The sequence below is a fragment of the Sphingobium sp. RAC03 genome (assembly GCF_001713415.1).
In the GTDB taxonomy this organism is placed as follows: domain Bacteria; phylum Pseudomonadota; class Alphaproteobacteria; order Sphingomonadales; family Sphingomonadaceae; genus Sphingobium.
Window position 1 is genome coordinate 789,541 of record NZ_CP016453.1, and the last position, 25,759, is coordinate 815,299.

A 25,759-nucleotide genomic window follows, 5' to 3' on the forward strand; every position below is an offset into this window, starting at 1 on the left:
GGATGACGATATGAGCGACGCCCCGCATCTGCTGACGCAGGACCAGGACGGCATCCTGATTGTAACTTTGAACCGGCCGGATAAGCTCAACGCCCTGTCGGCGCAGACGATGGCGCTGTTCGAGCAAGCGCTGTTGCGCTTTCGCGATACGCCGGAATTGCGGGTGATGCTGATTCGCGCGACCGGGCGCTATTTCTGTTCTGGCGCGGATTTGAAAAGCGGCGGCAACCCGGACTATCCGCGCACGCCGTCGGGCATCCGCGAAAATCATCGGCTCAACCTCAACGGGATGCAGCGCATCTATGACGAGATGGAGCATATCGAAAAGCCGATCGTCAGCGCCATTCATGCGACCTGCGTCGGTGGCGGGCTGGAAATGGCGCTGTCGTGCGATTTCCGGCTGGCGGCGAAATCCGCTGCTTTTTCCTTTCCCGAAGGCTTGTTCGGGGTATTGCCCGCTTCCAATGGCGTCAGCCGCCTGACGCGCATCTGCGGGCCGCACTGGGCGCGCTGGCTGATCATGGGCAACCAGAAGGCGGATGCCGACCGCGCCCTCGTCATGGGGCTGGTGCATGACGTGTTGCCCGACGAAGGGTTTGACGAAGCGGCGCTGAATTTCTGCCGCCACCTGACCAAGCAGAATGCCGAGCAGATGGGCGCAGCCAAGATCGCGATCGAACTGGCGGCCGAGGTCGGCCCCTCCATGGGGCGACATGTCGAGCGCATGGCGAACAGCGCCCTGATGCTCAACCCCGCCTATCTGGAGGGCATGGAACGCTATATGAAAGGCGTGGGCAGCAAAAAGAGATAAGGGTCAGGCGCGGACAAGCGCCCATATCGCTGCCAGCAATCCGAGCGTCGCCGCAATCAGGCTCCACGCCATCAGCCGGATGCGCACTGGCCGCAGCGCGGCGACGCTGTGCGCATCCAGTCGGCCCCTGATGCGACAGGCGCGGCGTTCGGCGGATATGAATATGAAAATCGCGATCAGCAGAAACGTCGATGCGATACTCTTCGACACCCAGGCCGGATCGACCGCGTCGAACAGCGCGTGAAAGCCAAGCGCAATACCCACCGATGCCATGCCGGTACGGATCCAACTGGCGAAGCTGCGTTCATGCGCCAGCAGCGTGCGGTCTTCGGCGAAGTCGGTGCGATCCTGCGCCAGATCGCCACGATCAGACGCGCTCATGTGGCAACGCCCTTGACCATCGGAATAGCCGATCGCGAACCGACCTTGTCCCTGGACACGACACTGAAGCTGCCGTCGGTTTCCAGAACGACGGCAGCCACCAGATCAAGGCCACCAAAGCCAGCCGCCCGGATGGCCGAGAGCAATTCGTCCTGCGTCACCCGCTCCTGCCGCAGGGCGGCCTCATCGGGCACGCCATTGTACAGCAGGGCTCTTGGCTCGGATTTGGCGAGATTTTCGATCCAAGGAAAGCGCACGGACAAGGCGGCGATCAGATATTGCAGGCCCACCAGGAGGAGGAAGGCGACGACGCCTTCGACCAAGGCAACATCCTTGGACAGCAGGATCGTCGCCAATGTCGATCCTAGCGCAACCGTGACGACCAGATCGAAAGCATTCATCTTTGCCAGCGTGCGTTTGCCGCTGATACGCAAAGTCGTGACCAGCGCCAGATAGGCAGCCGCGCCAAGCGCCACGACGCGCAGCAATTCGGCCCAGCTATCAAATATCATATTCTGCTCCTTGCAGGTCGCCAAGCGCTTGTCCCCGAACCAACAAGTCGCCAAGCCTGTCGTTCCATTTAAGCAGAAAAGGCAACGCTTCGGCGCGCCGACCGTTACGCAACGATGCTCCATTTCTCCGCGCCCGAACCCTATATCCTCTGGCTAACTGGCGCGGGGGTGTTGATTGCCCTGGTCGCCTGGCTGCCGCTGGCGTTGAAGAAACTGCCGCTGTCATTGCCGATCATCTGCATTGGGATCGGTGCGGCCGTTTTCTCCATTCCCGCCGTTACGCTGCGGCCGATGCCGCTGGATTATCCCGACATCACCGAACGGTTTACGGAGTTCGTCGTCATCATCGCACTGATGGGCGCGGGATTGAAGCTGGATCGGTCGTTCAGTTGGCCGCGCTGGGGCGTCACCTGGCGATTGCTGATCGTCACCATGCCGATCAGCATCGTGGCGATCACCGCGATCGGCGGGTGGGGACTGGGCCTGCCCTGGGTAGCCGCGCTGCTGCTGGGCGCGAGCCTGGCACCGACCGATCCCGTGCTGGCCGCCGATGTGCAGGTGGGGCCGCCCAAGACGGGCGAGGAAGATGAGGTGCGGTTCGGCCTGACGTCCGAAGCGGGGCTGAATGACGGGCTGGCCTTTCCCTTCGTCAATCTGGCGTTGGCGCTTGGACTGGCGGCGTCGGCCGGTGAGCCATGGGCGCAGAAATGGGTGCTGGAAAGTGTGTTATGGGAGATTGGCGGCGGTGTCGCGGGCGGCTGGGTGATCGGCAAGATCTTTGGCTGGCTAACCTACCATGTTCCGGCGGAAACGAAATTATCGAAGACGGGCGATGGCCTGATCGCCATTGCCGCCACTTTCGTCTCCTATGGGTTGACCGAAATCATCAACGTCTATGGCTTCCTGGCTGTCTTCGTCACGGCGTTGACGCTGCGGCGGTCGCACCATGACCATGATTTCAACCATGCCATGCATAATATCACCGAGCAGATCGAACGGTTGGCGATGATGGTGGTGTTGATCCTGCTGGGCGGCGCGCTCGCCAACGGGTTGCTGAGCGCATTGCGGTGGACGGATGTGGCGGCGGCCTTTGCCATCATCCTGATCGTTCGGCCGCTGGCGGGTCTACTGGCGATGATCGGGTTCCGCGCGGCATGGCCGGAGAAGCTGACTTTGGCCTTTTTCGGCATTCGGGGCGTCGGGTCATTCTATTATCTGGCCTATGGGCTCAATCATATGCCGTTGGAGACGGGCGAGCGGCTATGGGCGATCGTTGGGCTGGTCGCTGTGCTGTCGATCCTGCTGCATGGGCTGACCGTGACACCGGCGATGCGGCTGCTCGACCGGAGCCGCGGGCGCGATCCCGACAAGCCCAGCCCAGACCCGGACGCGACGCCAAGCGGGGCGCACTAATCTGTATCAGTCCGATTCCCGTGCGACGGGTGCGACCAATTTTGGGGTCGAGACGTTATCGCAGCCGAAACAAACGGACAGTCGAGCGGTTGAAAGCGGGTCGCCCCAGTTGGGAGCGCCTGCTCCGCCCGACGCAGACAATGAAACGGAATGCAGCATGTTTCCCTGGACCCATAAGTCCCAAGTACAACTCGAAGCCGAGTTGCAGGATCATATCGTGGCGCCGACTTTCCCCTGCGTCGGCGCGAAGGCTGCGCTGGCGCGGGGCAATCTTGTGACGCTGGCGTGCAATCGCATTGACAGCGCGTGGGACGACTTGCGCGTGCATGATGCGCTGCTGGGCTTTACCAGCGCGTATAAGGACCAGCCGGGGCTGTTCCGCAGCTTTGCGGCGGTGTTCGAAGGGCCGGAGGATATGTCAGAGGAGGCGTTCGAGAGCGCCTTGTGGGACCGGGTGCAATCGCTGAGCGACAAGGATGCGTGGCGGGGCCAGGATTATGACAAGCGGGTCAGCGCCGATCCGACCAATCCGCATTTTTCGCTGAGTTTCGGGGGCGAAGCCTATTTCATCGTCGGCCTGCATCCCCGCGCCAGCCGACCGGCCCGCCGGTTCAAACATCCCACGTTGATCTTCAACCTGCACGACCAGTTCGAGCAACTGCGCGCCGAAGGGAAATATGAGACGATGCGCGAGAAGATATTGGTGCGCGACGAAGCGCTGGCCGGGTCGCGCAACCCGATGCTGGAGCGGCACGGCGAGAATAGCGAGGCGCGGCAATATTCCGGGCGCGCGGTGGGTGACCAATGGGTCGCGCCCTTCGAATATCATGGAGAGAAAGCATGACCGATGGCGTGCAGGTGATTGCCGAGCGGAGCGGTGCGGCGTTTCGGCTACCGCGTGGGGCCGTGTTGACGGTGACTGACCCCAAGGGCGAGCAGGTGGCGGACCTGTTGGCCTATAATGCCGCCGATGTGCGGGAGGTCATCTCGTCCGGGCGGACGCTGGATTATGCCGAGACAATCAGCCTGACCACCGGCCATGCGCTCTATTCCAATCGGTCGCAGGTGATGCTGACCATCATCGCGGATACGGTGGGCCGTCATGACTTTCTGCTGACGCCCTGTTCGATCGACACGTTCTACCATTTCTATCCCGACCTGGAGCCGCATCGCGGTTGCTTCGGCAATCTGGCCGAGGCGCTTGCGCCCTATGGGATCGAGCCAGATACGATTCCGGTTGCGTTCAATTGTTTCATGAACGTGCCGGTCGCGCCGGACGGCAAGCTGCGCGTGCTGCCGCCCGTCAGCAAGGCAGGCGATCATATCCGCTTTCGGGCGGAGATGGACCTGATCATTGGCCTCACCGCCTGTTCAGCGCCTGATTCCAATGGCGGCAGTTTCAAGCCCATCCATTATGAGATTGCTGAAGCCGCGGATCAGGCCGCCGCCATCTGATCCACTTCGGTCTGGAGCAGAGCGCGGCTCTGGTCGTTGACGGTCCAGCGATCGGCGAACAGTCCCTGTTCGCCGAACAAGGCGGTGACGATGCCGTCGGTTCCCGCCGATTGCCATAGGGCGGCAAGCTGCGCGGCCATAGGATCATCCACCGGCCGCGCGTCGCCGCGGACGTGGAGCATCCAGGCGGCCAAGGCTTTCAATGTTGCGGGGCAGGCGCGGCCTGCGGCCAAGTTGATCGCGAGTGGTTCCAGCCAGCGTTGCGGGATTTTCTGCGACCCGTCGATGGCGATCTGGGCGAGGCGGTGCGGCAGGGCCGGATTGGCGAATCGCGCGAGCAGTTGCGCGGAATAGGCGTCGATGTCGAGACCGGGATCGCTGCCGAGGCTGACGCCCGCTTCGTCGCGCATGAGCCGTTCGATCAAGGGGCGCAGGGTCGGATCGGCGATCGCCTGATGCACGAAGTCATGGCCCTGGGCGAGGCCGAGATAGGCGAGCGCGGAGTGGGCGCCGTTGAGCATCCGCAGCTTGGCGGCTTCATGCTGACGCACATCGGATACCAGTTGCGCCCCGCCGACTTCCCAGCGAGGGCGCGGTCCGGCAAAGCGATCCTCGATCACCCATTGGCGGAAGGGTTCGGTGATGACGGCGGCGGCGTCCTCCATGCCGATGGTGTCGGCGATCTGCTGGCGGTCGGCATCGGTGACGGCGGGCACGATGCGATCGACCATGGTGGAGGGGCACGCGCATTCGCGGCGGAACCAGGCGGCGAGGCCGGGATCGACGCGATCGAGATAGGCGTTGAGCAGGCCCGACAGGACCGTGCCATTTTCCGCGAGATTATCGCAGCTGACCAGCGTCAGGCCCGCGATGCCGGCCGCGCGTCGACGCGCCAGCCCGGCGGCGAGGAAGCCGTAGATGCTGCTGGGGGTTGCGCCCTTCACCAGTTCCGGTTCGAGCATGGCCAGATCAAGCTGGCCAGCCGGTGTTCGGCAATAGCCCTTTTCCGTCACGGTGAAGCTGACGATGTGCGTGCTGCTGCTGGCCAGCGCCGCGACGACGGCGGCGGGATCGCGCGGCGCGACGATCACGCGCTGCACTGTGCCGATCAGGCGGGTATGCGGGCTGCCACTGCCGCGTTCCGACACGGTGAACAGGCCGTCCTGCGGCTCCATCTGATCCGCGACATCGCCCGATCGCAGCGATACGCCGGTGATGCCCCAATCGCGGTCGCCCGCCGCCATGGCATCGTCGGTATAGACCGCCTGATGCGCGCGGTGAAAAGCGCCGATGCCGAAATGGACGATGCCGCAGGCCTGGGCCGCGCGGTCATAGCCCGGCCGTTCGACGTTCGCGTTCAGTGCGGCGATGGTCTCTTGCGACAATCTCACAGCTTATACGCCTTCTTTGCCAGCGTGTAAGAGAGGTCGACCGCCAGTTCGGCAGCCTCCCATTCCTCCATGCGATGTTCCGCCACCCATTGGGCGAGGAAACCGCAGTCGATCCGCCGCGCGACATCGTGGCGCGCCGGGATCGACAGGAAGGCGCGGGTATCGTCGTTGAAGCCGACCGTATTGTAGAAGCCGGCGGTCTCGGTCATCTGGTTGCGGAACCGGCGCATGCCTTCGGGGCTGTCATGGAACCACCAGGCCGGGCCGAGCTTGAGCGCGGGGTAATGGCCCGCGAGCGGTGCCAATTCGCGTGCATAGCTGGTTTCATCCAGCGTGAAGAGGATGATGGTGAGGTTTGTTTCATTGCCATAGCGGCTGAGCAAGGGGCGCAGGGCGTGGACATATTCGGTCGCCATCGGAATGTCGGCCCCCTTGTCGCGGCCGAAGCGGGTGAAGAGCGACGCATTATGATTGCGATAGGCACCGGGATGGATCTGCATCACCATGCCGTCCTCGACGCTCATCCCGGCCATGACGGTCAGCATATGCGCGCGGAACAGTTCGGCGTCGGCATCGGACACGCTATCGGCGGTCACGCGGGCGAACAGCGCTTGCGCCTCTGCATCGGTCAGATCCGCGGTCGCGGCGGTTGGATGGCCGTGATCGGTCGAGGTCGCGCCCATGCTGGCGAAAAAGGCGCGACGCTGGCGGTGGGCGGCGAGATAGCCCTTATAGTCGAACGCATCTTCGCCGGTCAGGTCGGACAGTTTGCGCAGATTGTCCCGAAAGCCGTCAAACTGCGGGTCGATGACGGGATCGGGCCGGTAGGCGGTCAGCACCCTGCCCTTCCAGCCATCGGCGCGATCATTTTCGGCAAGGATTGCGGCATGATGGGCGAGATCGTCGAGTGGGGATTCCGTGGTCGTGATCACTTCGATATTGAAGCGGTCATAGAGCGCGCGCGGGCGGAAGGCGTCGGTCGCCAGCGCATCTGTAATGGTGTCATAATAGAGGTCGGCGCTGGCCGCTTCGAGCTGGACGGTCAGGCCGAAAGCCTCGGCAAAGACCCAGTCGAGCCACATGCGCGAGGGCGTGCCGCGGAACAGCGTGTAATTTTCCGCCAATATGCGCCAAGCCGCGCGCGGATCGACAGAGGTGCCCTCGCCGCCTTTGGGCACCAGCCCGATCGTGTCGAGCGATATGCCCTGGCTGTAGAGCATCCGAAAGACATAATGGTCGGGCGTCAGCAGCAATTCGCTGGCATTGCCGAAGGGCTGATCTTGCGCGAACCAGCGCGGGTCGGTATGGCCATGCGGGCTGATGATCGGCAGGCCCGCGACGGCTTCATAGAGGCGGCGCGCAATCGGCCGGACGGACGGGTCGGTCGGGAACAGACGGTCAGGATGCAGGATTAGCGGACGCATGAACGAAACCTATAGGGTTGCCGCGCGGGCATAGCGCGCACGGGTGGAAGCGATGGTGCGGCGGGCGTCCTCGATCGCATCTTCCTCGATCGTGAACAGCAGATGGTCGATGACCGAGCCTAGATGCGCGCGCATCGCGGCTCTGGCGGCGGCAGGATCGCGGGCATGGAGAGCATCGCGAACGACGCTATGTTCCGCCACCACGGGCTGGATATTGGCGGTGCGCGCCTTTTCGAGCAGCAGTGCGCAGTCGGGCGAGGTCGAGCGCAAGCGCCACATTTCCTCCACCTGATTGTGGATCACCGCGTTGCGCGTGGCCGAAGCGATGAGCAGGTGGAAGGCGCGATCGGCTTCAGTGCTGACGCCGGGGAGGAGATTTTCCTCCGACATTTTCAGGACCAACCGGTCGAGTTCTTCCAGTTCGTCGTCGCGGATGTTGACTGCGGCCAGCGCCGCCGCTTCGCCTTCGACCAACAGGCGCGCCTCCATCAGTTCGAAGGCGGTGACGGTAAAGCCCGGCCGGTCCTGATCACCCGGCAGCGCGCGGACATAGGCACCAGACCCGATCCGCACTTCGATCAACCCCTGGACTTCCAGCGCGATCATCGCCTCACGTACGGCCGGACGGCTGACGCCGTGCATGACCGACAGCTCGCGCTCGGCCGGCAGGCGGTCGCCAATCGCATAGCGGCCGGTCGCCAGATCCTCGAACAATCGGCGTGCCAGCTTCTGATATAGCCGCTCGGTACCGTCCATCGGGACCGATCCACCGGCGCTTTTGCCTGTCTCAATCATTTTTCTACCCTCGCCTGAAAATAGGCCTTACCAATTTTGTTGAAATCGGCAAGAGTGACACTAACGGTAATTGCCAACTATGGCCACTGGTGAGGGAAGTATCTCATGAAAATTCAATCAGCGCGCGTCATCGTCACCTGTCCGGGGCGTAATTTCGTGACGCTCAAGATCGAAACCGACCAGGGTGTCTATGGCATTGGCGATGCGACGCTCAACGGGCGCGAACTGGCGGTCGTCTCCTATCTGGAGGACCATGTCATTCCCTGCCTGATCGGCATGGACCCCCGCCGAATCGAGGATATCTGGCAGTATCTCTATCGCGGTGCCTATTGGCGGCGCGGGCCGGTGACGATGCGCGCGGTGAGCGCGGTCGATACAGCGCTGTGGGACATCAAGGGCAAGATGGCGGGCATGCCGCTCTATGACCTGCTGGGCGGCAAGAGCCGGGACGGTATCATGGTCTATGGTCATGCCAATGGCAGCGACATTGAAGAAACGGTCGATGCCGTCGGCCAATATATCGACATGGGCTATAAGGCGATCCGCGCGCAGACGGGCGTTCCGGGCATCAAGGATGCCTATGGCGTCGGGCGCGGTAAGCTATTCTATGAGCCGGCCGATGCCGCGCTGCCCTCGGTTACGGGATGGGATACGCGCAAGGCGCTCAATCATGTGCCCAAGCTGTTCGACAAGTTGCGCGCCACTTATGGCTTCGATCATCATCTGCTGCATGATGGGCATCATCGCTATACGCCACAGGAAGCCGCCAATCTGGGCAAGATGCTGGAGCCTTATCAGCTATTCTGGCTGGAAGATTGCACGCCTGCGGAAAATCAGGAAGCGTTCAAGCTGGTGCGCCAGCATACGGTGACGCCGCTGGCCGTCGGCGAGATTTTCAACACGATCTGGGATTGCAAGGATCTGATCCAGAACCAGCTGATCGATTATATCCGCTGCACGGTGGTCGGCGCAGGCGGTGTCACGCATCTGCGCCGAATCGCTGATCTGGCCGCCCTATATCAGGTGCGGACCGGAAGCCATGGCGCGACCGACCTGTCGCCGGTGACGATGGGTACGGCGCTGCATTTCGACACATGGGTGCCCAATTTCGGCATTCAGGAATATATGCGCCATACGCCCGAAACCGACGCCGTATTCCCGCATGATTACCGGTTCGAAGCGGGCGAAATGTTCGTTGGCGATACGCCGGGCCATGGCGTCGATATCGACGAAAAGCTGGCAGCGAAATATCCCTATAAGCCCGCCTATCTTCCGGTGGCGCGCCTGGCCGACGGAACCATGTGGAACTGGTAAGGCCGGTCACTATAGTCGGAATATGACCGCGTAAGAAAAAGGGCGCTGGAATTGGCTTATTCCAGCGCCCTTTTCTGTGCTTTCGTCGCCTGGGTGTCAGGCCGGAAGCGGAATGGCGGAGGGCTTTTTACGAAGCAGGGTCCATAGGATGGCGGCACCCGCAATATCGAACAGAGCGAGGCAAGCGAACAGCGGATCATAGCCGATCGTGTCAGCCAAAGCGCCGATCACGAGCGAGAAGCTCAAGCCGCCGATCCAGGCCGCCGAGCCCGCCATGCCGGTCGCCGTGGCGACGACGCGGCGGTCGAACAGGTCCGCCGACAGCGTGAGCAGCGCGCCCGACAGCATCTGATGCGCGAAGCCGCCGACGCAGAAGAGCGCGATGGCCATGGCCGGACTGCCAGCTAGACCGATACAGCCCGGCCCGATCATGCAAAGTGCGCCGGTGGTCATCACGATCTTGCGCGATGTCAGCAGCGACACGTTGAACCGCCGCATGAGCCAGGGCGCATAATAGCCGCCGATGATCGACCCAGCGTCGGCGGCGAGAAAGGGCAGCCAGGCGAAAGCGGCAATGCCCTTGAGGTCCATGCCGCGCGCTTCAACCAAATAGAGGGGAATGAAGAAGCTGAATGTTTGCCATGCCGGTTCAGCGAGAAAGCGCGGAATGGCGATGCTCCAGAAATCGCGGCGTACGATCAGTACGCGCCAGCCGAGCGGCGTATCCCCCGCTGCGGCATCGGATGCCGCCTCTTCGGCCGCGCGCCCGCCCAAAATATGCTCGCGCTCGCTTGCGCTCAGGCGAGGATGATCTTCCGGGTTGCGATAGCCGAAATACCATAGGGCCGCCCACAGGAAGCCGACGCTGCCCGTGACGATGAAGGCGGATTGCCACCCCCAGACAGCGATGCAGAAGACGACGACCGGCGGTGCGATCATGGCACCGAGCGATGATCCGATGTTGAACCAGCCGGTGGCGACCGTGCGTTCGACCGGGGGAAACCACTCGCCCACCACCTTGATCCCGGCGGGGATCGCCGCCGCTTCGGTCAGGCCAAGCAGCCCTCGGAAAACCGCGAAGCTGGGCCAGCCGGTTGCAAAGGCATGGCAGCAGTTGGCCGCCGACCATCCGAGCGCGAACAAGGCGAAGCCAAGCCGCACCCCCATCCAGTCGAGCGCCAACCCGGCCAAGGGTTGGGACACGGTATAGGCTGCCTGGAAGGCGGCGACGACCCAGCTATATTGCTGGGTGCTCATGTCGAACGTGGCCTTGAGGGTCGGGGCAGCGACCGACAGGGAGGAGCGGGCAAGATAATTAAGGACCGTGCCCAATGTGACCAGACTGATGATCCACCATCTCAGTCGCCCGATCCTCTGTGTGGTCATCGTCAGAACCTTCAAAAAAAATGGCCGGGCCTTGAATGCCCGGCCATTAGGGGGAGATGAAGAAAGCTAAGGCAACGTGTGCCTAGGCTTAATATTTGGCGGCGAGCCGGACCCCGAAATAGCGGGCGGAGTCACGTACGCGCAGGCCGATGATATTCGTCACCGGCGATGGGTTGGGATAAGGATTATTAGCGAAGCTGCCCGCGTCGTTGCGGATCGTGCCGAAATAATGGCGGTCGAACAGATTACGCACCAGGAAGGTGATGCTGTATTTCTGATCAGTCTTTTCCTCAAACCCGATGCTCATATTGGCGATACCATAAGCCCCCTGTCGCGTGGCCGGGTCATTGGACAATGCGAAGAATGTTGCGCTTTGCCATGTGTAATTGGCGTTGGCCTTCAGATCGACCGGCAGGTTGCCCAAGGGCAGATTGACGTCCGCGCCGACATTGAATTTCCATTCGGGCGAATTGGCCAGCCGTGAGCCGGACAGATCCTGCGCGCGCCCACCAATGGCATTGGGCAGGCAGCCCTGCGCCGCGGTCTGGCCGAAATAGCATTCGCCATTGGGATAGGATTTCACCTTGGCATCGACATAGGCGACGCTGCCGTTCAGGTTCAGCCAATCGCTGGCGCGCGCCGTCATTTCCGCTTCCACGCCGCGCGTGCGCAACGAACCGACATTGGCCAGAATGAACGAACCGCCCAGGCCCGGCTCCAGCGTTTGCGACTGGAAATTGCTGTAGTCGGTCCAGAAGCCGGTGAGGTTGAGCGTCACGCGCCGATCGAGGAAGCTGCTGCGCAGGCCAACTTCATAGGCGTCCGCCGTTTCCGGCTGGATCGGCCGACTGGCCGGGTGGGTCGGGCGCACGAAGGACGAGGTCAGATCATAGCCCTGCCCCTTATAGCCGCGCGAGTAGGTGGCAAAGGCCATCACGTCGTCGGCTATATCCTGCTGGATGCCGAACCTGCCCGTGACGACCGTATCGGACGTGCTGCCACCCGTTGCGAACGGGGGATTGCCGCCGTTGCTGTTGAAGCGCTGATAGCGGAACGAGATGTCTTCCTTGTTCCAGCGCAGGCCCGCGATCAGCTTCGTGCCCAGCATGATTTCCCAGTCCGCCTGGCCGAAAACGGCGACGGCCTCGGACGTCGTGCGACCCGCCCAATTGGCATTGGCGATCGGACCGGGGCGCACGAAGGTGCGCTGGTTGTTGTTGCGGGAATAATAAGTGCCGACGACATATTGCAGCGGGTTGCCCGAAGGCGATGTCAGCCGCAGTTCGTGGCTGAGCGTATCACCCTTGAAATCACCACCCTGGGTCAGACCGTTGGGCTGACCGAAGCCTGGGCCGAATGCACCGTCAAAGTCGGACAGATCCTGCGAATTATAATGCGACATGGCGAAGATTTGCGTGAGCGTATGGCGGCCGAGCGCAACGTTCATGGCCAGCGAGCCGCCATAGCTTTCCGAATCCGCCGTCTGGAACGGATCGATACGCACCGCGAAATTATCCTTGCCGGGCGTGATCCCTGCCAGGCTGACCGACGAGGGCGTGCCGAAGGAGGAGGTTACGCCAGGCGTGCGTTCGATCGTGACGAAGGAGCAGCAGTCGGTGCGGGTCTTGTTATAATAGCCGATCAGCGTGGCGTCGAAATCGGATGACGGCTCGAAGTGCAGCTTGGCCCGGATATTCTCGCTATCGCGGCCGTTGATCATCGTGTCGGTCTGCAATTCGCGGACATTGCCGTCGAAGCGGCCGACCGATCCGTTGATACGGAAACCCAGCGTGCTGGTTATCGGGCCGGAAATGCTGGCCGAATAGCGCTGTTCGTCGTCATCGGTCACCAAAATTTCAGCGCTACCAGTGAAGGTCTTTGACGGTGCCTTGGTGGTGATGCTGATGACGCCGGCCGAGGCCGACTTGCCGAACAAGGTGCTTTGCGGGCCGCGCAGCACTTCGACGCGCTCGATATCGTCGAGGTCGTTGAAGCCTTGACCCGGCAGTCCGTTGGCGACGCCATCGACCATGACCAGAACGCTCTGTTCGATGCCGACCGAAAAGGCCGACGTGCCGACGCCGCGCAGGACGATCACGTTGTTGTTCAGATCGCCGCCCTGGGTGATCGTCAAACTGGGCGATAGCTTCGTGAGATCCTGCAGCTGGCTGCCGCCGACACTGGCCAACTGATCGGCGCTGACGACCGTGATCGCGACCGGCACGTCCTGAACATTTTGTTCGCGCTTCTGCGCGGTGACGATGATGGCCGCTTCGCCGCTATCGGCCCCCTGCATCGCGGGAGCCGCGTCCTGGGCGATAGCTGGCGTGGCCATGGCGATCGCCGTGCCTGCCAAAAGGATTGATAAATGACGCATATTGTCCCCTCCCGATTCTATGATCGTAATCTGTGACGATCGTAATCTGTGACCGATTTTTTAATACTGGTAAGGCCGATTTACGATCCTAATCATCTGCCTGTCAATCGATTTCACACTTATCTTGGCGCGCGCCCCGTTTCAGGGACGATCGTGATCGCGGAAACCACTGCATCGCCCCCTGCGGCGGTGAATTGCAGGGTTAGCTTGCCTTCGCTTACCCGTACGGGGAAGGTCCGCGTGACCGCCTTCAAAGCGCCGCCAGCAGCCTTTGCCGGGTTGAAGCCAGATAGCGCGATTCGGCCATTTGCGGCCACATTGAAGCTACGCGTCGCTGCTTTTTCAGCATCAGGTTCGAACATCTGGAGCGTAACCGACCAGCGCCCATTGGGCAAAGGCAGCGCGTAGGTGAAGCTGCCTTCCCGATAGGAAGCATAGAGTTCGGGGTCGCTGGTACCGACGACATTGCTCTGTGCCACCTTCCCGCGCGCACCCATCCGCAGCTCGGTGACCGTACCACCGATAAAGAAGGTGTCCGAACCATAGCGTGCGCCATCTACAGTGGTAAGACCAGTCAGGCTTCCCACCCGGATACGCAAGCCGTCGGCGGCATCCGGTGCTTTCCAGCTTACCGTGTCCGACAGGGACTTGCCATTAGCGAACGCAGTGGCAGTCACGGCGTTTTCGCCCGGTTTGAGCGCGATTCCCGGCCAGACGCAGATATGGTCGGGACAGGCGACCTTGCCGACATCGCGCCCATTGACCTTCAGACTGGCGGTAGCGGCATTGCTGTAGGCGCGCACATCCATCACCGGATAGGCGCGATCGACGTAGCGCCGCCCAGTCAGATGCAGGACGGGCTCCTTGGACCAACTGGCCTTGTAGAAATAAAAGGCGTCCTTACGAACGGTGCGATCATAGCTGACCAACCCCTTGTCGTTGAGGTCGATGGCCTCGCCCTCTTCGCGGCTGTTCGAGGCGAAATCGAACATGTTCCAGATCCAGGTAGCGGAGAGATAGTCCTGCTTTTTGAGGACTTTCCATGTCTCTTCATGGACCCAGGCCTGAAACGCTTCGGGATGGGGACGACCATTGGCATTGACTGGCCCGCCCAGCGGATTGTCGGTATGCTGGGTGAGCGCGCCCCCTGCCCCATATTCCGTCAGCGCAACCGCGCGGCCGGGATATTTGGCATGCAATGCCGCCAGCGCCGTCGCGGCGTCGCCGGGCTTGCCATAATACCAGCCGAAATAGCGGTTCAGCCCGACCATATCGGTCACGTCGTTGAGGACTTGCGCACCTGGCAGCGACAGGGACGAGCCTGTCGCTTCGCAACAATCTGCATAGGCCGTCGGGCGGCTGGGGTCTTCCGCTTGCGCCAGCGCATTCAGGTCGATCAGCATGTCGCGTGACTGGGCAGGTCGCCCCTTCCCGCCTTTGCGTAGCGCGTCGATCGCCGCGCCGATGTCGATTTCATTGCCGACCGACCAGATCATGATCGAGGGATGATTGTAATTCTGACGGATCAGTTCGCGCAATTGCTGCTGCGCATTGGCGATCAACGCGGATGACGGCGGGGCGTCGCCGAAAGCGGACTGGTGGACGAAGGGCAGTTCGGCCTTGACGACCATGCCCGTTTCGTCGGCCAGGCGGGTCCATTCCTGCGCATGTTGGTAATGGGCATGGCGAACGGTGTTGACGCCCATTTCCGCCATGATCGCCATGTCCTGTGCATGGTCTTCCGGGGTGAGCGCCCATCCCTTGCCCTGCCGGTCCTGATGGCGCGATGCGCCGTGCAGGCGGGTGGGCTTGCCGTTCAGGATGAAGCCCTTGTCGGGATCAAAGGCGAAGGTCCGCACGCCCAGCGGCTGTTCCACCCGGTCGACCACGCGACCGCGCTCGACCAGTTCCGACACGACCCGATAGAGATAGGGATTTTCACGTCCCTGCCACAATTTCGGCTGCGCGATCGTCAGCGAACGGCGCAGTTCCAGCGTGCCATTCGCGGTCAGTGCGGCGGGGGCGCTGTCCCGTGCGACGACCGCGCCCTCGGCATCCAGAATCTGCGTGTTGACGGTCAGTTTGCGTCGCCCCGGTCCGGCGTTGCGCAGCCGCGCGAGCAGCGCCACGCTCGCGGCGGCGTCCGTCACCTGCGGTGTGCTGAGATACAGGCCCGGCCCGCCATGATCGAGCGTATCAAACTGTGCGGCATCGACCGTGATCAAGGACACGCCGCGATAGAGGCCGCCATGGACGAAGAAATCTCCGCCGAGCGGTATGACGTCCGCCGTCGAACTGCCGGGCGCGGGCTTGCTGTTATCGGCTTTAACGACGATGCTATTCGATGCGCCCGCTCGCAATTGATCAGTGATGTCGAAACGGAAGGTCGAGAAGGCACCGGCATGGCCGCCGACACGCACGCCGTTCACCCATATTTCCGCGATCGCGCCGACGCCGTCGAACTGGATCAACTGGCGCTGGCCCTTGGCGCGCGATGGCGCGGTCAGGGCCAGGCGATACCAGCCGATGCCTTGTTCCAAATTGCTCTGTGCCGACCGGGTGAGCTGATATTCGCCCATGCGGTTCCATGTGTGGGGGAGGTCGATCCGTTCCCAGCTGCTATCGTCGAAGGTCGGGGCGGTAACGCCATCGGCATCGCCGCCGAAACGGAAACGCCATCCCGATGCGAGGGAGACGATCTGGCGGGGACCGGCGGCCTGTGCACCCGGTTGCGCCGTGGCCGATGCGGGGACTGCGGCAGCGGGGGCGGTTGCCAGCGCCATTGCCGCCATGCTGACCAGACCGAGAAAATTGATTTTCGATACGCGCATTTGACCTCTCCCAATTATTGGTAAGGCCAAATAGCATCAGCTGGTCCATGTCAACCATGGACCGCAGATCAGCGGTCGGATCGCGCCATTCCGGGCAGATAAATTGCGCCGCGTTAGAGCGAGCCGACTTTGATTTTCGAGCCGTCGATCAGTCGGTTCAGGCGAAACTGGGTGGGATCGACGCTTGGCCGGTCGTTGGCGATCAGTTCCGATGCAAGATAGCCGATGCCGGGGCCAACGCCGAAGCCATGGCCGGAGCATCCCGCTGAGAGATATAGCCCGCCGACCGGATCGACGGCCGAGATCACCGGCACCGCGTCGGGCGTGCAATCGATATAGGCACCCCAGGCATGATCGATCTCCAGGCCTGCCAGTTGCGGGAAGGTGCCGCGCACATTGTCCATGATCGCCTGGACCAGCCGTCGGTTGGGCACGGGGGCGGCGATGCGGTTGCCTTCGAAGAGGCGATCGTCGCGGCCGACCGTGGCCGACAACGATTCCGGGCCGGTGAGGAAGGACGCGCCGACCCCCAATTGCACGGCTTTGAGCCGCTGGATGAATTGCGGCATGAATTCGCGCGCAAAACCCAAGCCCTGAGGCGTCAGTTCCAGGGTGGCCCGGCCGCTGATCGCCATGGTGTAGCTGCCATCGAGGCGGCGGGTCATGGCGAGGTCCGGGCAATAGAGGACTTCGCCGACATTGACGGTCGGTTTAGTGCGCAGGGCCGTTTGCCGCACGCTGGCCTGCGGGAAGCGGATGCCGTGGCGGCGCAGGAAGGTCGAGGCCCAGGCACCGGCCGCGCACAATATAGCGTCGGTGCGGATCACGCCTTTCTCGGTATGGACGCCGGTGACCTGGCCGTTCGTGATGTCTAGGCCACGCGCGGCACATTGCTGGTGAATGGTCGCGCCGAGAGCGCGTGCGCCTTGCGCCAATATCGGCGCTGCCAAGGCGGGTTCGGCCTTGCCGTCTCGCACCGAATGAAGGCCACCCAACCATTTGCGGCGCGTCTGCGGAATGTGATCGGCCGCTTCCTTGGCGCTGAGCATATAGGTTTCGACGCCAAACTCGCGCGCGGTCGGGGTCCAGGCCTCCCAGCCTGCCAGCATCGCGGCGTCATCGGTGGTGTAGATAAGGCCGGTGCGGCGAAAGCCTAGATCCTGCCCGATCTCCGGCGCGAGGCTGTCCCAGAGGCGCATCGACAGCAAGGAGAGCGGCATTTCGCGCGGATCGCGATTTTGCAGGCGGCACCAGCCCCAGCTGCGGCTCGATTGTTCGCAGGCGATGTGACCTTTTTCGATCAGGGCGACCTTCAATCCGCGCTTTGCCAGATAATAGGTGGCCGCCGTACCGACGATGCCCCCACCCACCACGACGACATCGACCGCGTCGGGCAGATGGTCGTCACTGGCGACTTGTTGAACGAAGGGCAGCATCATCGGCTCCTGAAGGATCAGTCAGTTGTGGCGGGCAGGCTGGCGATCGCGTCGACCTCGACCAGATAGCCATAATGGAGTTCGGGCACGGGGACGACCGTGCGAGCAGGCTTGGCGTCGCCCAGCATATCGGCATAGACGGTGTTGAAGCGCGGCCAGTTGTCGACGCCGACGATATAGGCGGTGACCCGGCACAGGTCGGACGGCTCGGCCCCCGCCGCTTTCAGGATCGCCAGCATGTTGGCGATGGCTTGCCGCGCCTGCGTTTCGAATTCCATGTCGGACAGGGGTGCCTTGTCGGCCCGGATCGGTAGCTGACCCGAAATATAGAGCGTGTTCCCCGACCGGATCGCCTGCGCATAATGGCCGGCCGGAGCGGGGGCAGTGTCGGTCAGGATCGGTTGCGGTGTGTTGGTCATTACCATCCTCCAAAACGCTGCCATTGTGCCACGACCTGATCGTCGGTGCCGTGAACGACATGATAGCGGCGATGCTGCGCGCCGGTGGCGCAGGCATGGTTGGGCAGCACACGCACCCGGTCGCCGATCTTGAGGTCGGGCAAGGCCGCGCCAGAGCCAGGGCGGACCATGATGATGCCATGTTCCTGATTGGCGTCGGCCAGAATGAGATCATCATAGGCCGTGCCGCTGCTGTCGCAGACGACGCCATAGCCCTGATTGACCGCTTGTTTGGATGTGCCGCGATCCTGCGACATCGCCATCCAGCCCGCGTCGATCAATATCCAGCCCTTGTCGCGCTGATGCCCGATCACGGTCGCCAGCACGGAAAGCGCGATATCCTCGACGCGACATATGCCAACGCCTGTCATCACCAGATCGAAGAACATGAAGACGCCCGCGCGCACTTCGGTCACGCCAGTCAGGTCTTGCGCGTGGTGCGCCGTCGGGGAGGAACCCATGCTGACCACCGGACAGGGTAGGCCCGCGTCGCGCAGGATGGCGGCGGCATCGACAACGGCGCGGCGCTCCTCCTCGGCACAGCGGCGCAGCGCCTCTTCCCCGCGCGCGGCATAGCTGCCGCCCGCATGGGTCAGCACGCCGCGCAGTTCGCCGCCCTGGGTCAGCGCCTGCCCGATCGCGACCAGCCGGTCCCGGTCGGTCGGCAACACGCCGGAGCGATGGCCGTCGCAGTCGATTTCGATCAGCGCAGGAATGGCATCGCCCGCTTCGCGCGATGCGGCGGCCACGGCCTGCGCCTGTTCGACCGTGTCGAGGACGATAGCGAGGTCGATGCCCTGTTTGCGCAGGGCGATGACCTTGGCCAGTTTCCAAGGCGCGATCCCCACCGCATAGATGATGTCGCGGACACCGGCGGCGGCGAAAAATTCCGCTTCCTTGAGGGTCGAGACCGTCGCCGGTCCCTGCGGCGTGCTCATGACGCGGTGGGCGACCTCGATCGACTTAGCAGTCTTGAGATGCGGGCGCAGCGATACGCCCAAGGGCGCGAGCCGGTCGCGCAGGCGGGCGATGTTGCGGTCCATGCGGTCGGCGTCGAGGATGAGACAGGGCGTCTCCAGATCGGCGAGGCGCGCGGGCGCCGCTTCGTCCTGCGGCGGTTCCACGGTTTGGGCTATCGTCACGGTCGGTTCCTTGTTGGCATCATCATGTTTGTCATGGGAAATAGCCCAGTATCGCCTTGGTCTCCAAATATTCCTCCAGGCCGAACACGCCATATTCGCGGCCGTTACCCGACTGTTTATAGCCGCCAAAGGGGGCCATGCCGTCCCAGGCCGGATGGTTGATATGGACTTGCCCGGCGCGGATTTGCGCGGCGACGGCGCGGGCGCGGTCCAGGTCGCGCGACTGGACGTGCGCGCCGAGGCCGTAGACCGTGTCGTTGGCGATCCGCACCGCGTCGGCTTCGTTGGCATAGGGGATGAGGCAGAGGACGGGGCCGAAGATTTCCTCCTGCGCGATCCGCATGGCTGGGCTGACGTCGGAGAAGATGGTGGGCTTGACGAAAAAGCCCGTGTCCAGGCCATCGGGCCGCCCCGGACCGCCGCACACCAGCCGCGCCCCTTCGGTCATGCCGATGCGGATCATGGCCTGCACCTTGTCGAACTGGTTGCGATTGGCGACCGGGCCAAGGTCCGTGCTGTCCAAGGCGGGGTCGCCGACGACCAACGCAGCGGCGGCGGTGGCGGCGAGCGCTTCGACCTGCGCCAGTCTTTCGGTCGGCACCAGCATCCGGGTGGGAGCGCTGCAGGATTGGCCGACATTGCGGAAGGCAGAGGCCACGCCCAACGGCACGACCCGATCGAAATCGGCATCGTCCAGCAGGATGTTGGGCGACTTTCCGCCCAGTTCCTGCGTCACCCGCTTGACCGTCGGGGCGGCGGCCTGCGCTACCAGTACGCCCGCACGGGTGGAGCCGGTGATCGAGATCATGTCGATGCCCGGATGCGCGGCGAGCGTTGCGCCGACCTCTGTGCCGGTGCCACTGACGAGGTTGACGATGCCCGCCGGTGTCCCGGCGTCATGCATGATCTGTGCGAAGAGGTGCGCGCTGAAGGGCGATAATTCGCTGGGCTTCAGGATGACCGCGCAGCCAGCGGCGATGGCGGGCGCGACCTTGGCCGTGACCTGGTAGAGCGGCCAGTTCCAGGGCGTGATGAGGCCGCAGACGCCGATCGCTTCGCGCAGGATCGCGGTGCTGCCCTGCTGCCGGAGGAAGGCATAATCCTCCAGCACGGCGATCGCGGCGCGGACATGGGCGATGCCGAACGGCACCTGCGACGCGCGGGCGAAGCCGATCGCCGATCCCATTTCCAGGCAGATCGCCTGCGCCAAGAGTTCGAACCGCTCTTCCATCAGCGTCAATATCCGGCGGAGCAGGGCGATCCGTTCGGCGGGGGTGGTCTGGGAGAAGGCAGGGAAGGCGCGGCGGGCGGCGATGACGGCGGAGTCGACATCGGCCGCGCTGCCCTGAACGACCGACCCGATCTGTTGCTCGGTCACCGGGCTGATCACCGGGATGGCCGGGAGCGGTTTGACCGGATCGACCCAGCCCCCATCGATATAGAGCCGGTCGCAGGATGGGATGGTCATGAGCAAGGCTTTCTTCGATGAAACGGACAGCGACCCGTACATTGGTTTTGACATGCCATGGGTCGCAGAATATGCCGATTTCTGAAGTCTGCAATTAACATATTCTGTATTTATAGCTAAGATGGAACTTAATGCTTTCGACGGATGACCTTCGCTTTTTCCATATGATCGCCAGCGCGCCGTCGCTGGCCGAGGCGGCGCGCAGGTTGAATGTCACGCCACCTGCAGTCACGCAACGCTTGCGGGCGCTGGAGGAGCGGGTGGGGGTGAAGCTGATCGACCGGACATCGCGCGGTCTGCGCCTGACCGACGAAGGGGAGTTGATCGCGTCGGACGGGGCGGACATCATCAGCGCGATCGAACAATTGTCGGAACGGGTGGCAAGCCGCACCCGGCAGGTCAGCGGCCATCTGCGCGTAGCGGCCCCCTATGGTTTTGGCAGGCGGCATGTCGCGCCGGTTGTGCGCGACTTTGCCAAATTGCATCCCGCGATAACGGTGACGCTGGCGCTGTCCGACAGCCCGATCCGGCAGCTGGCCGATAATTGGGATATCGTCGTGCATATCGGGGCGTTGCCCGAAAGCGACCGCTTGGTCACGACGCTCGCCCCCAACAGCCGCATCCTGTGCGCCGCCCCGGATTATCTCGCCCGGCATCCCGCAGTCCAGACGCCGCAGGATCTGACGGCGCATCAATGCCTCGCGCTGCGCGAGAATGACGAGGATGTCACGCTCTGGCGCTTTGCCCATCCCAAACAGGGCAAGGTGACGGTGCGGATCAAGCCGGTCATGGCCAGCAATGATGGCGAGATCATCCGCGACTGGGCGCTGGCGGGGCTGGGCATCATTTTGCGGAGCGAGTGGGATGTCGCGCAGGATCTGGCGGCGGGGCGGTTGCAGGCGATCCTGCCGCGCTGGTCGCCGCCCGCCGCCGATGTGGTGGCGCTGCTCCACGCCCGGCAGGGACGCAGCGGGCGGACCAATGCCTTCCTGCAGGTACTGCGCGAGAGCCTGGCCGCGCCACTGTGGCGCAGGGATTTCACAGCGCTAGGATGAATCCTACGCAGCCTGCGAGGGTGGCGGCAACAAGGAGCATCTGAAGCCCGCGCCGAAAGCGGTGGCCATCGGTCACGACCAGGCTGACGACCAAGATCGTGACGAGCAGGCCCCAGAAGGCCGCGACCAGCGGCGCGTCATTGCCGATCCCTTGGCGCAGGACGAAGGTCAGCATCAGCGCCGCCGGGCTGCCCCAGACGATGGCGTCCCAGGCGCGGGTCAGGCGGGGATGGTCGAGGCCGCGCCGTCGCCGCTTGCCGAGCCAGATCGAGGTGCCGGTCGCGGTCATCGCGCATAGCGCAAGGCCGAACAGCGCATAGGCGATCTTGACCGGCAGGCCGCCATAATTGCCGAAGTGGAGATTATAGGCCGATGCCGCCGCCTGTTGCCCCAGCGCGCCGTCGGACAGGCCCGCCGTGCCATGATAGCCACCCTTGGCGTCGAACATATAATATTCGCCGAAGATGAGCCGGTTGGGATGGAGGCCGACGACCTGGACATGCTGCCCGGCGGTCAGCGGATCATGCAGGATCAGGTAGCTTGGATGCACATCGGGATGATGCGCCTGCATATAGCGCATGGGGGTCGCCATATCCGGGACGGGCGCAGATGCCTTGTCCGCTGCACCTTCGCCGCCGAAGATGGGGGCGTAGACGGCTGCCAGATCGCCCTTGTAGAAACTGCCGGCCAGGCCATAGCCAGTGACGACGGCCAGCCCGATCATCGCGCCGGTCAGCGCGATCATGATGGTGAAGGGCAGCGTCCATACGCCGAGCCGGTTGTGCCAGTCGGCAAGCCCCACACCGCCGCTACTGCGCGCGCGCAGGCGGAAGGCGTCGCGGAAGATGCGCGGATGGGCGATCACGCCGGAGATCGCCAGCGCCACGATCATGACGCCCAGGAGGCCGACGAGGATCATGCCCAGCGTCGAGGGCAGATGCAGCGTATAATGGAGCGACAGCAGATAGTCTGACCAGGCATTTTCCTCCGGCATGGCGATGCTACCATCGGAGGCGACATGCACCGCCTGATGATCGGTGGTGATGGTGGTGCGCGGCAGGTCTTGCGTCGGCAGATGGACGTAGAGATGGGTGGTGAGCGGCTTGCCCTTCTCGCTCGCCAGCACGGTTTCCACTGCGCGTTGCACCGACTGGGGTGAGACGGCGCGCATTTCTGGGGCGGTGGGCTGCTCGATGCGCTGCCATTCTGCGAAGAAGACGACGATCGTGCCGGTCAGGCAGACGAGATAGAGGAAGGCACCCGCCAACAGGCCGATGGCAGCATGGGCCGACAGCGCGTCGCGAACGGTCGCCTTGTCGAAGCCTTTGGTGCCCGCAATGTCGGCGTTGCTCATAGCATTGTTCCCCACAGGATGGACAGGCCGCCGACCAGAAGCGGCGCGCCCAGCATGAGCCATTGCGTGCGCCGCCGCTTTGCCAGCATCAGCAGCACGATCAGGATCGACCATAGCAAAGGCGTGAGGAACAGGGTGACGACATTCGCATTGGCCTCCCCTGCCCCGCTGGCGGATAGCCAGACGCGCGCAGCCAGCGCTAAGGCGAGCGATGCGACGAGGGCCAGCGGCACCGTGATCAGGAAGGTCAGCAGGCGGCGGCCGATATAGGATGGCTCGCCCGCGTCGGGCAAGATATGCGCGCGCCGCTGGGACGGCCGCGCCTTATCCCGCGGGGCGTTCCAGCCCGCGACGGCGAGGCAGGCGAAGGCGCAGAGCATCAACGACAGGCACGCCACCGACACGCCCCACGCACCATGGCCCGCCCCGGCCGCGATCAGGCCCAGGACCAGCAGCGCCCATGCTGCACCCAGCAGCGGTATGGACCGCCCCTGCAACCGCCAGGCGTGACGGAGCAACAGCACTGCCGCCACCGTCATCGCCGATCCTGCCCAGACCCAAGCCATCAGAAGGCGTAGGTCAGCGTGCCGAAGACATTGCGATCCGCCCCGATGAAGCAGTCACCGCGCGACAGGCAGGCCGCATAATGTTTCTTGTTGAACAGGTTGGTCGCATTGATCGACATGCGCCATTGCCGCCAGTTCACTTCCGCCAAGGCATCGACCAGCGTGTAGGACGGGGTGCGCACGACACCGCCGGACCAGTTTTCGCCGACATAGCGGACGCCGGTGCCGAGCCGCAGCGACTTGTCGTCATCCATGCGGAACGTCTTGGTGGCCCAGGCGGACGCGCCATATTTGGGCACATTGTCGAGCTGTTGCTGCCCCTCGCTCTCGTTCAGATAGGCTTTGTTGTAGCTGAAATTGGCGATGATCTCATAATCGCCAGGCAGTGAGCGGCGGCCTTCGATCTCGAACCCCTTCGACGTGGCCTTGCCTGCCTGCACCGAGACGGTTGGCGACAGGTTGATGACGCGGTTGCTCTGCCGGATATGATAGGCGGTCGCGGTCAGCAGGGTGCGGTCGTCGGGGTGGAGCTTGACGCCGACCTCATATTGGCGGCCGCGTTCGGGCTTCCAGGGCGTGCCGTCATTGGCGCTGCCGGAAATGGGGTTGAAGGATTCGGTGTAGCTGAAAAAGGGCGAGAAGCCGGTCACGACTTCGGCGATGATGCCCGCGCGGAAGGAGGTGGCGTTCGCCGTTTCCTTGGTGCGGCTGTTGGTTGCGGGATCGAGGCTCTTGGTTTCGACATGGTCGCGCCGTCCGCCCAGCACGATCGAGACGCGATCCCACAGGCGGATCTGGTCCTGCACATAGAAGCCGAGTTGGGCCTGGGTCACATTGCTGTTGGTGCCGTAGAGATAGCCCGCATCGCCCGGCTGCGGAATGCCGCCGCCATAGTCGGACAGGGACGCATAATCGATGTCGTAAATGTCGATCGTTTCAAACGCGGCCCCGCCCAATTTGCGCACCCGGTTCCAGCTATAGTCGACGCCCGCGAGCAGGATATGTTCGATCGCGTCGCCGGTGTTGAAGTCGATCCGCACATTATTGTCGGTCGAAAAGACATCGGTGCTGGCATAGCTGCCATCGGCATAGAGGCCGATCACGCGCTGCGCGGAGTCGAGATAGGGATTGGCGGGATTGCTGTAGCTGTTGGGATAATGGGTGAAATAGGTGAGATCGGAATCGATCACCCGCGCCTTGAGGTTCAGGCGGACATTGTCGTTGAAGCGATGTTCCAGCAGAGCCGTGCCCTGCAGGGTACGGCCGTCATAGCGATCCCAACCGGGCTTGCCGATGAAAGTATTGTTGGGCAGTTGGCCATTGGGGTTGGGCGCGAGCGTGCCGACGATCGGCAGGAACTGCGAGATCGAGCCGCCATCATCTTCCTGATAGAGGCCGAGCAGCGTCAGTTCGGTCTGTTCGCCGAGCTTGAAGCGCAGCGAGGGGGCGAGCATCACGCGGTCGTCGGAGACATGATCGACCTGCGTATCGGCATCGCGGACCCGCGCGACCAGCCGCGCGGCGATGCCGTCGGTCAGCGATCCCGTGACGTCGCCCAATATCTCCTTGCGGTCGAACGAGCCATAGCGGACCGACATTTCGCCATGCGTTTCATAATCGGGCCGCTTTGATACGGTGTTGATGAGGCCGCCGATCGAGCCTGACCCGAACAGCACGGAGGCCGGGCCGCGCACGACTTCGACTTGCGAGAAATTATAGGGGTCGGACCGGATATTGGCGAAATAGCTGAACAGGTCGCGCATACCATCGCGGAACTGGAGCGGGGAAATGCCGCGAATGAATGCTCCGTCCTCGCGGCCGTCCGCGCCATAGGGGTTGGCGACCACGCCCGACACATAGCGCAGCGTGTCGGCGATCGAGATCGCGCCTTGCGCCTGATAGGTTTCGGCGTTGATGATGCTGATCGGCTGGGGCGTTTCGATAAGGGGCACGTCGGTTTTCGTGCCCGCGCCGCTCGACTGGCCAGCGACCGCGGTGACGACGATGCTGGACTGGTCCGCGCCCTCCGCAGCGTCCGGTGCCTGCGCGAAGGATGGCGTGACGGTCATGGCGGTGCAGAGGCACAGCGCGAGCTTTGCGGCCTTCATAAAATCCCTTTTATGCAAATAGTGGGCGTAGGACTACCCTGTCGGGCCGCTACTAATGCGAACCACTATCATTCGCAAGTCT

General features: G+C 63.2%; 21 protein-coding genes. 6 read left to right on the plus strand and 15 right to left on the minus strand.

The window, feature by feature from the left end:
* The first annotated feature begins 10 nt into the window (after positions 1 to 10).
* Positions 11 to 811, plus strand: a complete 801-nt coding sequence (locus tag BSY17_RS03600) for an enoyl-CoA hydratase/isomerase family protein (protein ID WP_069064515.1) — start codon at positions 11 to 13, stop codon at positions 809 to 811.
* A 3-nt stretch (positions 812 to 814) separates the two neighbouring features.
* On the opposite strand, the gene BSY17_RS03605 is transcribed toward BSY17_RS03600, so the two are convergent.
* The gene (locus BSY17_RS03605) at positions 815 to 1,192 is read right to left on the minus strand and encodes a DUF202 domain-containing protein (RefSeq protein WP_069064360.1); all 378 of its coding nucleotides are present in this window, start codon (positions 1,190 to 1,192) and stop codon (positions 815 to 817) included.
* Entirely contained in the window at positions 1,189 to 1,704 is a 516-nt protein-coding gene (locus BSY17_RS03610) for a DUF421 domain-containing protein (RefSeq protein WP_069064516.1), read from the minus strand. Before BSY17_RS03610 ends, BSY17_RS03605 begins: the two co-directional genes overlap by 4 nt.
* A gap of 114 nt (positions 1,705 to 1,818) precedes the next feature.
* On the opposite strand from BSY17_RS03610, the gene BSY17_RS03615 reads away from it, so the two are divergent.
* From BSY17_RS03615 to BSY17_RS03625, 3 genes are all read left to right on the plus strand, one after another.
* Entirely contained in the window at positions 1,819 to 3,117 is a 1,299-nt protein-coding gene (locus BSY17_RS03615; RefSeq protein WP_069064361.1) for a cation:proton antiporter, read from the plus strand.
* A 157-nt stretch (positions 3,118 to 3,274) separates the two neighbouring features.
* Positions 3,275 to 3,961: a guanitoxin biosynthesis heme-dependent pre-guanitoxin N-hydroxylase GntA gene (gene gntA / locus BSY17_RS03620; RefSeq protein ID WP_069064362.1), complete on the plus strand. Its 687-nt coding sequence runs from the start codon at positions 3,275 to 3,277 to the stop codon at positions 3,959 to 3,961.
* Positions 3,958 to 4,572 (plus strand): DUF1989 domain-containing protein, encoded by a 615-nt coding sequence (locus BSY17_RS03625; RefSeq protein WP_037473544.1) that lies wholly within the window; start codon positions 3,958 to 3,960, stop codon positions 4,570 to 4,572. The genes gntA and BSY17_RS03625 overlap by 4 nt, the downstream gene beginning before the upstream one ends.
* Here the strand turns inward: BSY17_RS03625 and BSY17_RS03630 are convergent.
* The 3 genes from BSY17_RS03630 to BSY17_RS03640 are packed head-to-tail and all read right to left on the minus strand — an operon-like array spanning position 4,554 to position 8,182.
* Positions 4,554 to 5,963: a mannitol dehydrogenase family protein gene (locus BSY17_RS03630; RefSeq protein WP_069064363.1), complete on the minus strand. Its 1,410-nt coding sequence runs from the start codon at positions 5,961 to 5,963 to the stop codon at positions 4,554 to 4,556. The two genes, BSY17_RS03625 and BSY17_RS03630, sit on opposite strands and share 19 nt — an antisense overlap.
* On the minus strand, positions 5,960 to 7,387 hold the full coding sequence (gene uxaC / locus BSY17_RS03635; protein WP_069064364.1) for a glucuronate isomerase: 1,428 nt from the start codon (positions 7,385 to 7,387) through the stop codon (positions 5,960 to 5,962). The genes BSY17_RS03630 and uxaC overlap by 4 nt, the downstream gene beginning before the upstream one ends.
* 9 nt (positions 7,388 to 7,396) lie before the next feature.
* Complete coding sequence (locus tag BSY17_RS03640) at positions 7,397 to 8,182, minus strand: FadR/GntR family transcriptional regulator (RefSeq protein WP_069064365.1); 786 nt, start codon at positions 8,180 to 8,182, stop codon at positions 7,397 to 7,399.
* A gap of 105 nt (positions 8,183 to 8,287) precedes the next feature.
* Between BSY17_RS03640 and manD the strand changes: the two genes are divergently transcribed.
* Positions 8,288 to 9,496, plus strand: a complete 1,209-nt coding sequence (manD, locus tag BSY17_RS03645) for a D-mannonate dehydratase ManD (protein ID WP_069064366.1) — start codon at positions 8,288 to 8,290, stop codon at positions 9,494 to 9,496.
* Between the two features lie 96 nt (positions 9,497 to 9,592).
* Here the strand turns inward: manD and BSY17_RS03650 are convergent, their stop codons facing one another.
* The 7 genes from BSY17_RS03650 to BSY17_RS03680 all read right to left on the minus strand — a co-directional run bounded on the left by BSY17_RS03650 (position 9,593) and on the right by BSY17_RS03680 (position 20,594).
* Complete coding sequence (locus BSY17_RS03650) at positions 9,593 to 10,882, minus strand: MFS transporter (RefSeq protein WP_037477810.1); 1,290 nt, start codon at positions 10,880 to 10,882, stop codon at positions 9,593 to 9,595.
* Positions 10,883 to 10,970: 88 nt separating this feature from the next.
* Positions 10,971 to 13,259, minus strand: a complete 2,289-nt coding sequence (locus BSY17_RS03655) for a TonB-dependent receptor (RefSeq protein ID WP_069064367.1) — start codon at positions 13,257 to 13,259, stop codon at positions 10,971 to 10,973.
* A 119-nt stretch (positions 13,260 to 13,378) separates the two neighbouring features.
* Positions 13,379 to 16,090, minus strand: coding sequence for a glycoside hydrolase family 2 TIM barrel-domain containing protein (locus BSY17_RS03660; RefSeq protein ID WP_083217004.1), 2,712 nt, complete (start codon positions 16,088 to 16,090; stop codon positions 13,379 to 13,381).
* Positions 16,091 to 16,203: 113 nt separating this feature from the next.
* Positions 16,204 to 17,526 (minus strand): NAD(P)/FAD-dependent oxidoreductase, encoded by a 1,323-nt coding sequence (locus tag BSY17_RS03665; RefSeq protein WP_069064518.1) that lies wholly within the window; start codon positions 17,524 to 17,526, stop codon positions 16,204 to 16,206.
* 17 nt (positions 17,527 to 17,543) lie between these two features.
* Complete coding sequence (locus BSY17_RS03670) at positions 17,544 to 17,945, minus strand: RidA family protein (RefSeq protein ID WP_150125705.1); 402 nt, start codon at positions 17,943 to 17,945, stop codon at positions 17,544 to 17,546.
* A complete protein-coding gene (locus BSY17_RS03675; RefSeq protein ID WP_202807680.1) occupies positions 17,945 to 19,027 on the minus strand; it encodes an alanine racemase in 1,083 nt (360 codons plus the stop codon). The genes BSY17_RS03670 and BSY17_RS03675 overlap by 1 nt, the downstream gene beginning before the upstream one ends.
* Positions 19,028 to 19,157: 130 nt before the next feature.
* Positions 19,158 to 20,594 carry an aldehyde dehydrogenase family protein gene (locus BSY17_RS03680; RefSeq protein WP_083217005.1) on the minus strand — a complete coding sequence of 479 codons (1,437 nt, stop codon included), beginning with the start codon at positions 20,592 to 20,594 and terminating at the stop codon, positions 19,158 to 19,160.
* Between the two features lie 131 nt (positions 20,595 to 20,725).
* Between BSY17_RS03680 and BSY17_RS03685 the strand changes: the two genes are divergently transcribed.
* The gene (locus BSY17_RS03685; protein WP_069064370.1) at positions 20,726 to 21,649 is read left to right on the plus strand and encodes a LysR family transcriptional regulator; all 924 of its coding nucleotides are present in this window, start codon (positions 20,726 to 20,728) and stop codon (positions 21,647 to 21,649) included.
* On the opposite strand, the gene BSY17_RS03690 is transcribed toward BSY17_RS03685, so the two are convergent.
* The 3 genes from BSY17_RS03690 to BSY17_RS03700 are packed head-to-tail and all read right to left on the minus strand — an operon-like array spanning position 21,633 to position 25,677.
* A complete protein-coding gene (locus BSY17_RS03690; protein WP_069064371.1) occupies positions 21,633 to 23,003 on the minus strand; it encodes a PepSY-associated TM helix domain-containing protein in 1,371 nt (456 codons plus the stop codon). The two genes, BSY17_RS03685 and BSY17_RS03690, sit on opposite strands and share 17 nt — an antisense overlap.
* The gene (locus BSY17_RS03695) at positions 23,000 to 23,569 is read right to left on the minus strand and encodes a hypothetical protein (protein ID WP_069064372.1); all 570 of its coding nucleotides are present in this window, start codon (positions 23,567 to 23,569) and stop codon (positions 23,000 to 23,002) included. The genes BSY17_RS03690 and BSY17_RS03695 overlap by 4 nt, the downstream gene beginning before the upstream one ends.
* Entirely contained in the window at positions 23,569 to 25,677 is a 2,109-nt protein-coding gene (locus BSY17_RS03700; protein WP_069064373.1) for a TonB-dependent siderophore receptor, read from the minus strand. The genes BSY17_RS03695 and BSY17_RS03700 overlap by 1 nt, the downstream gene beginning before the upstream one ends.
* Positions 25,678 to 25,759 lie beyond the last annotated feature (82 nt).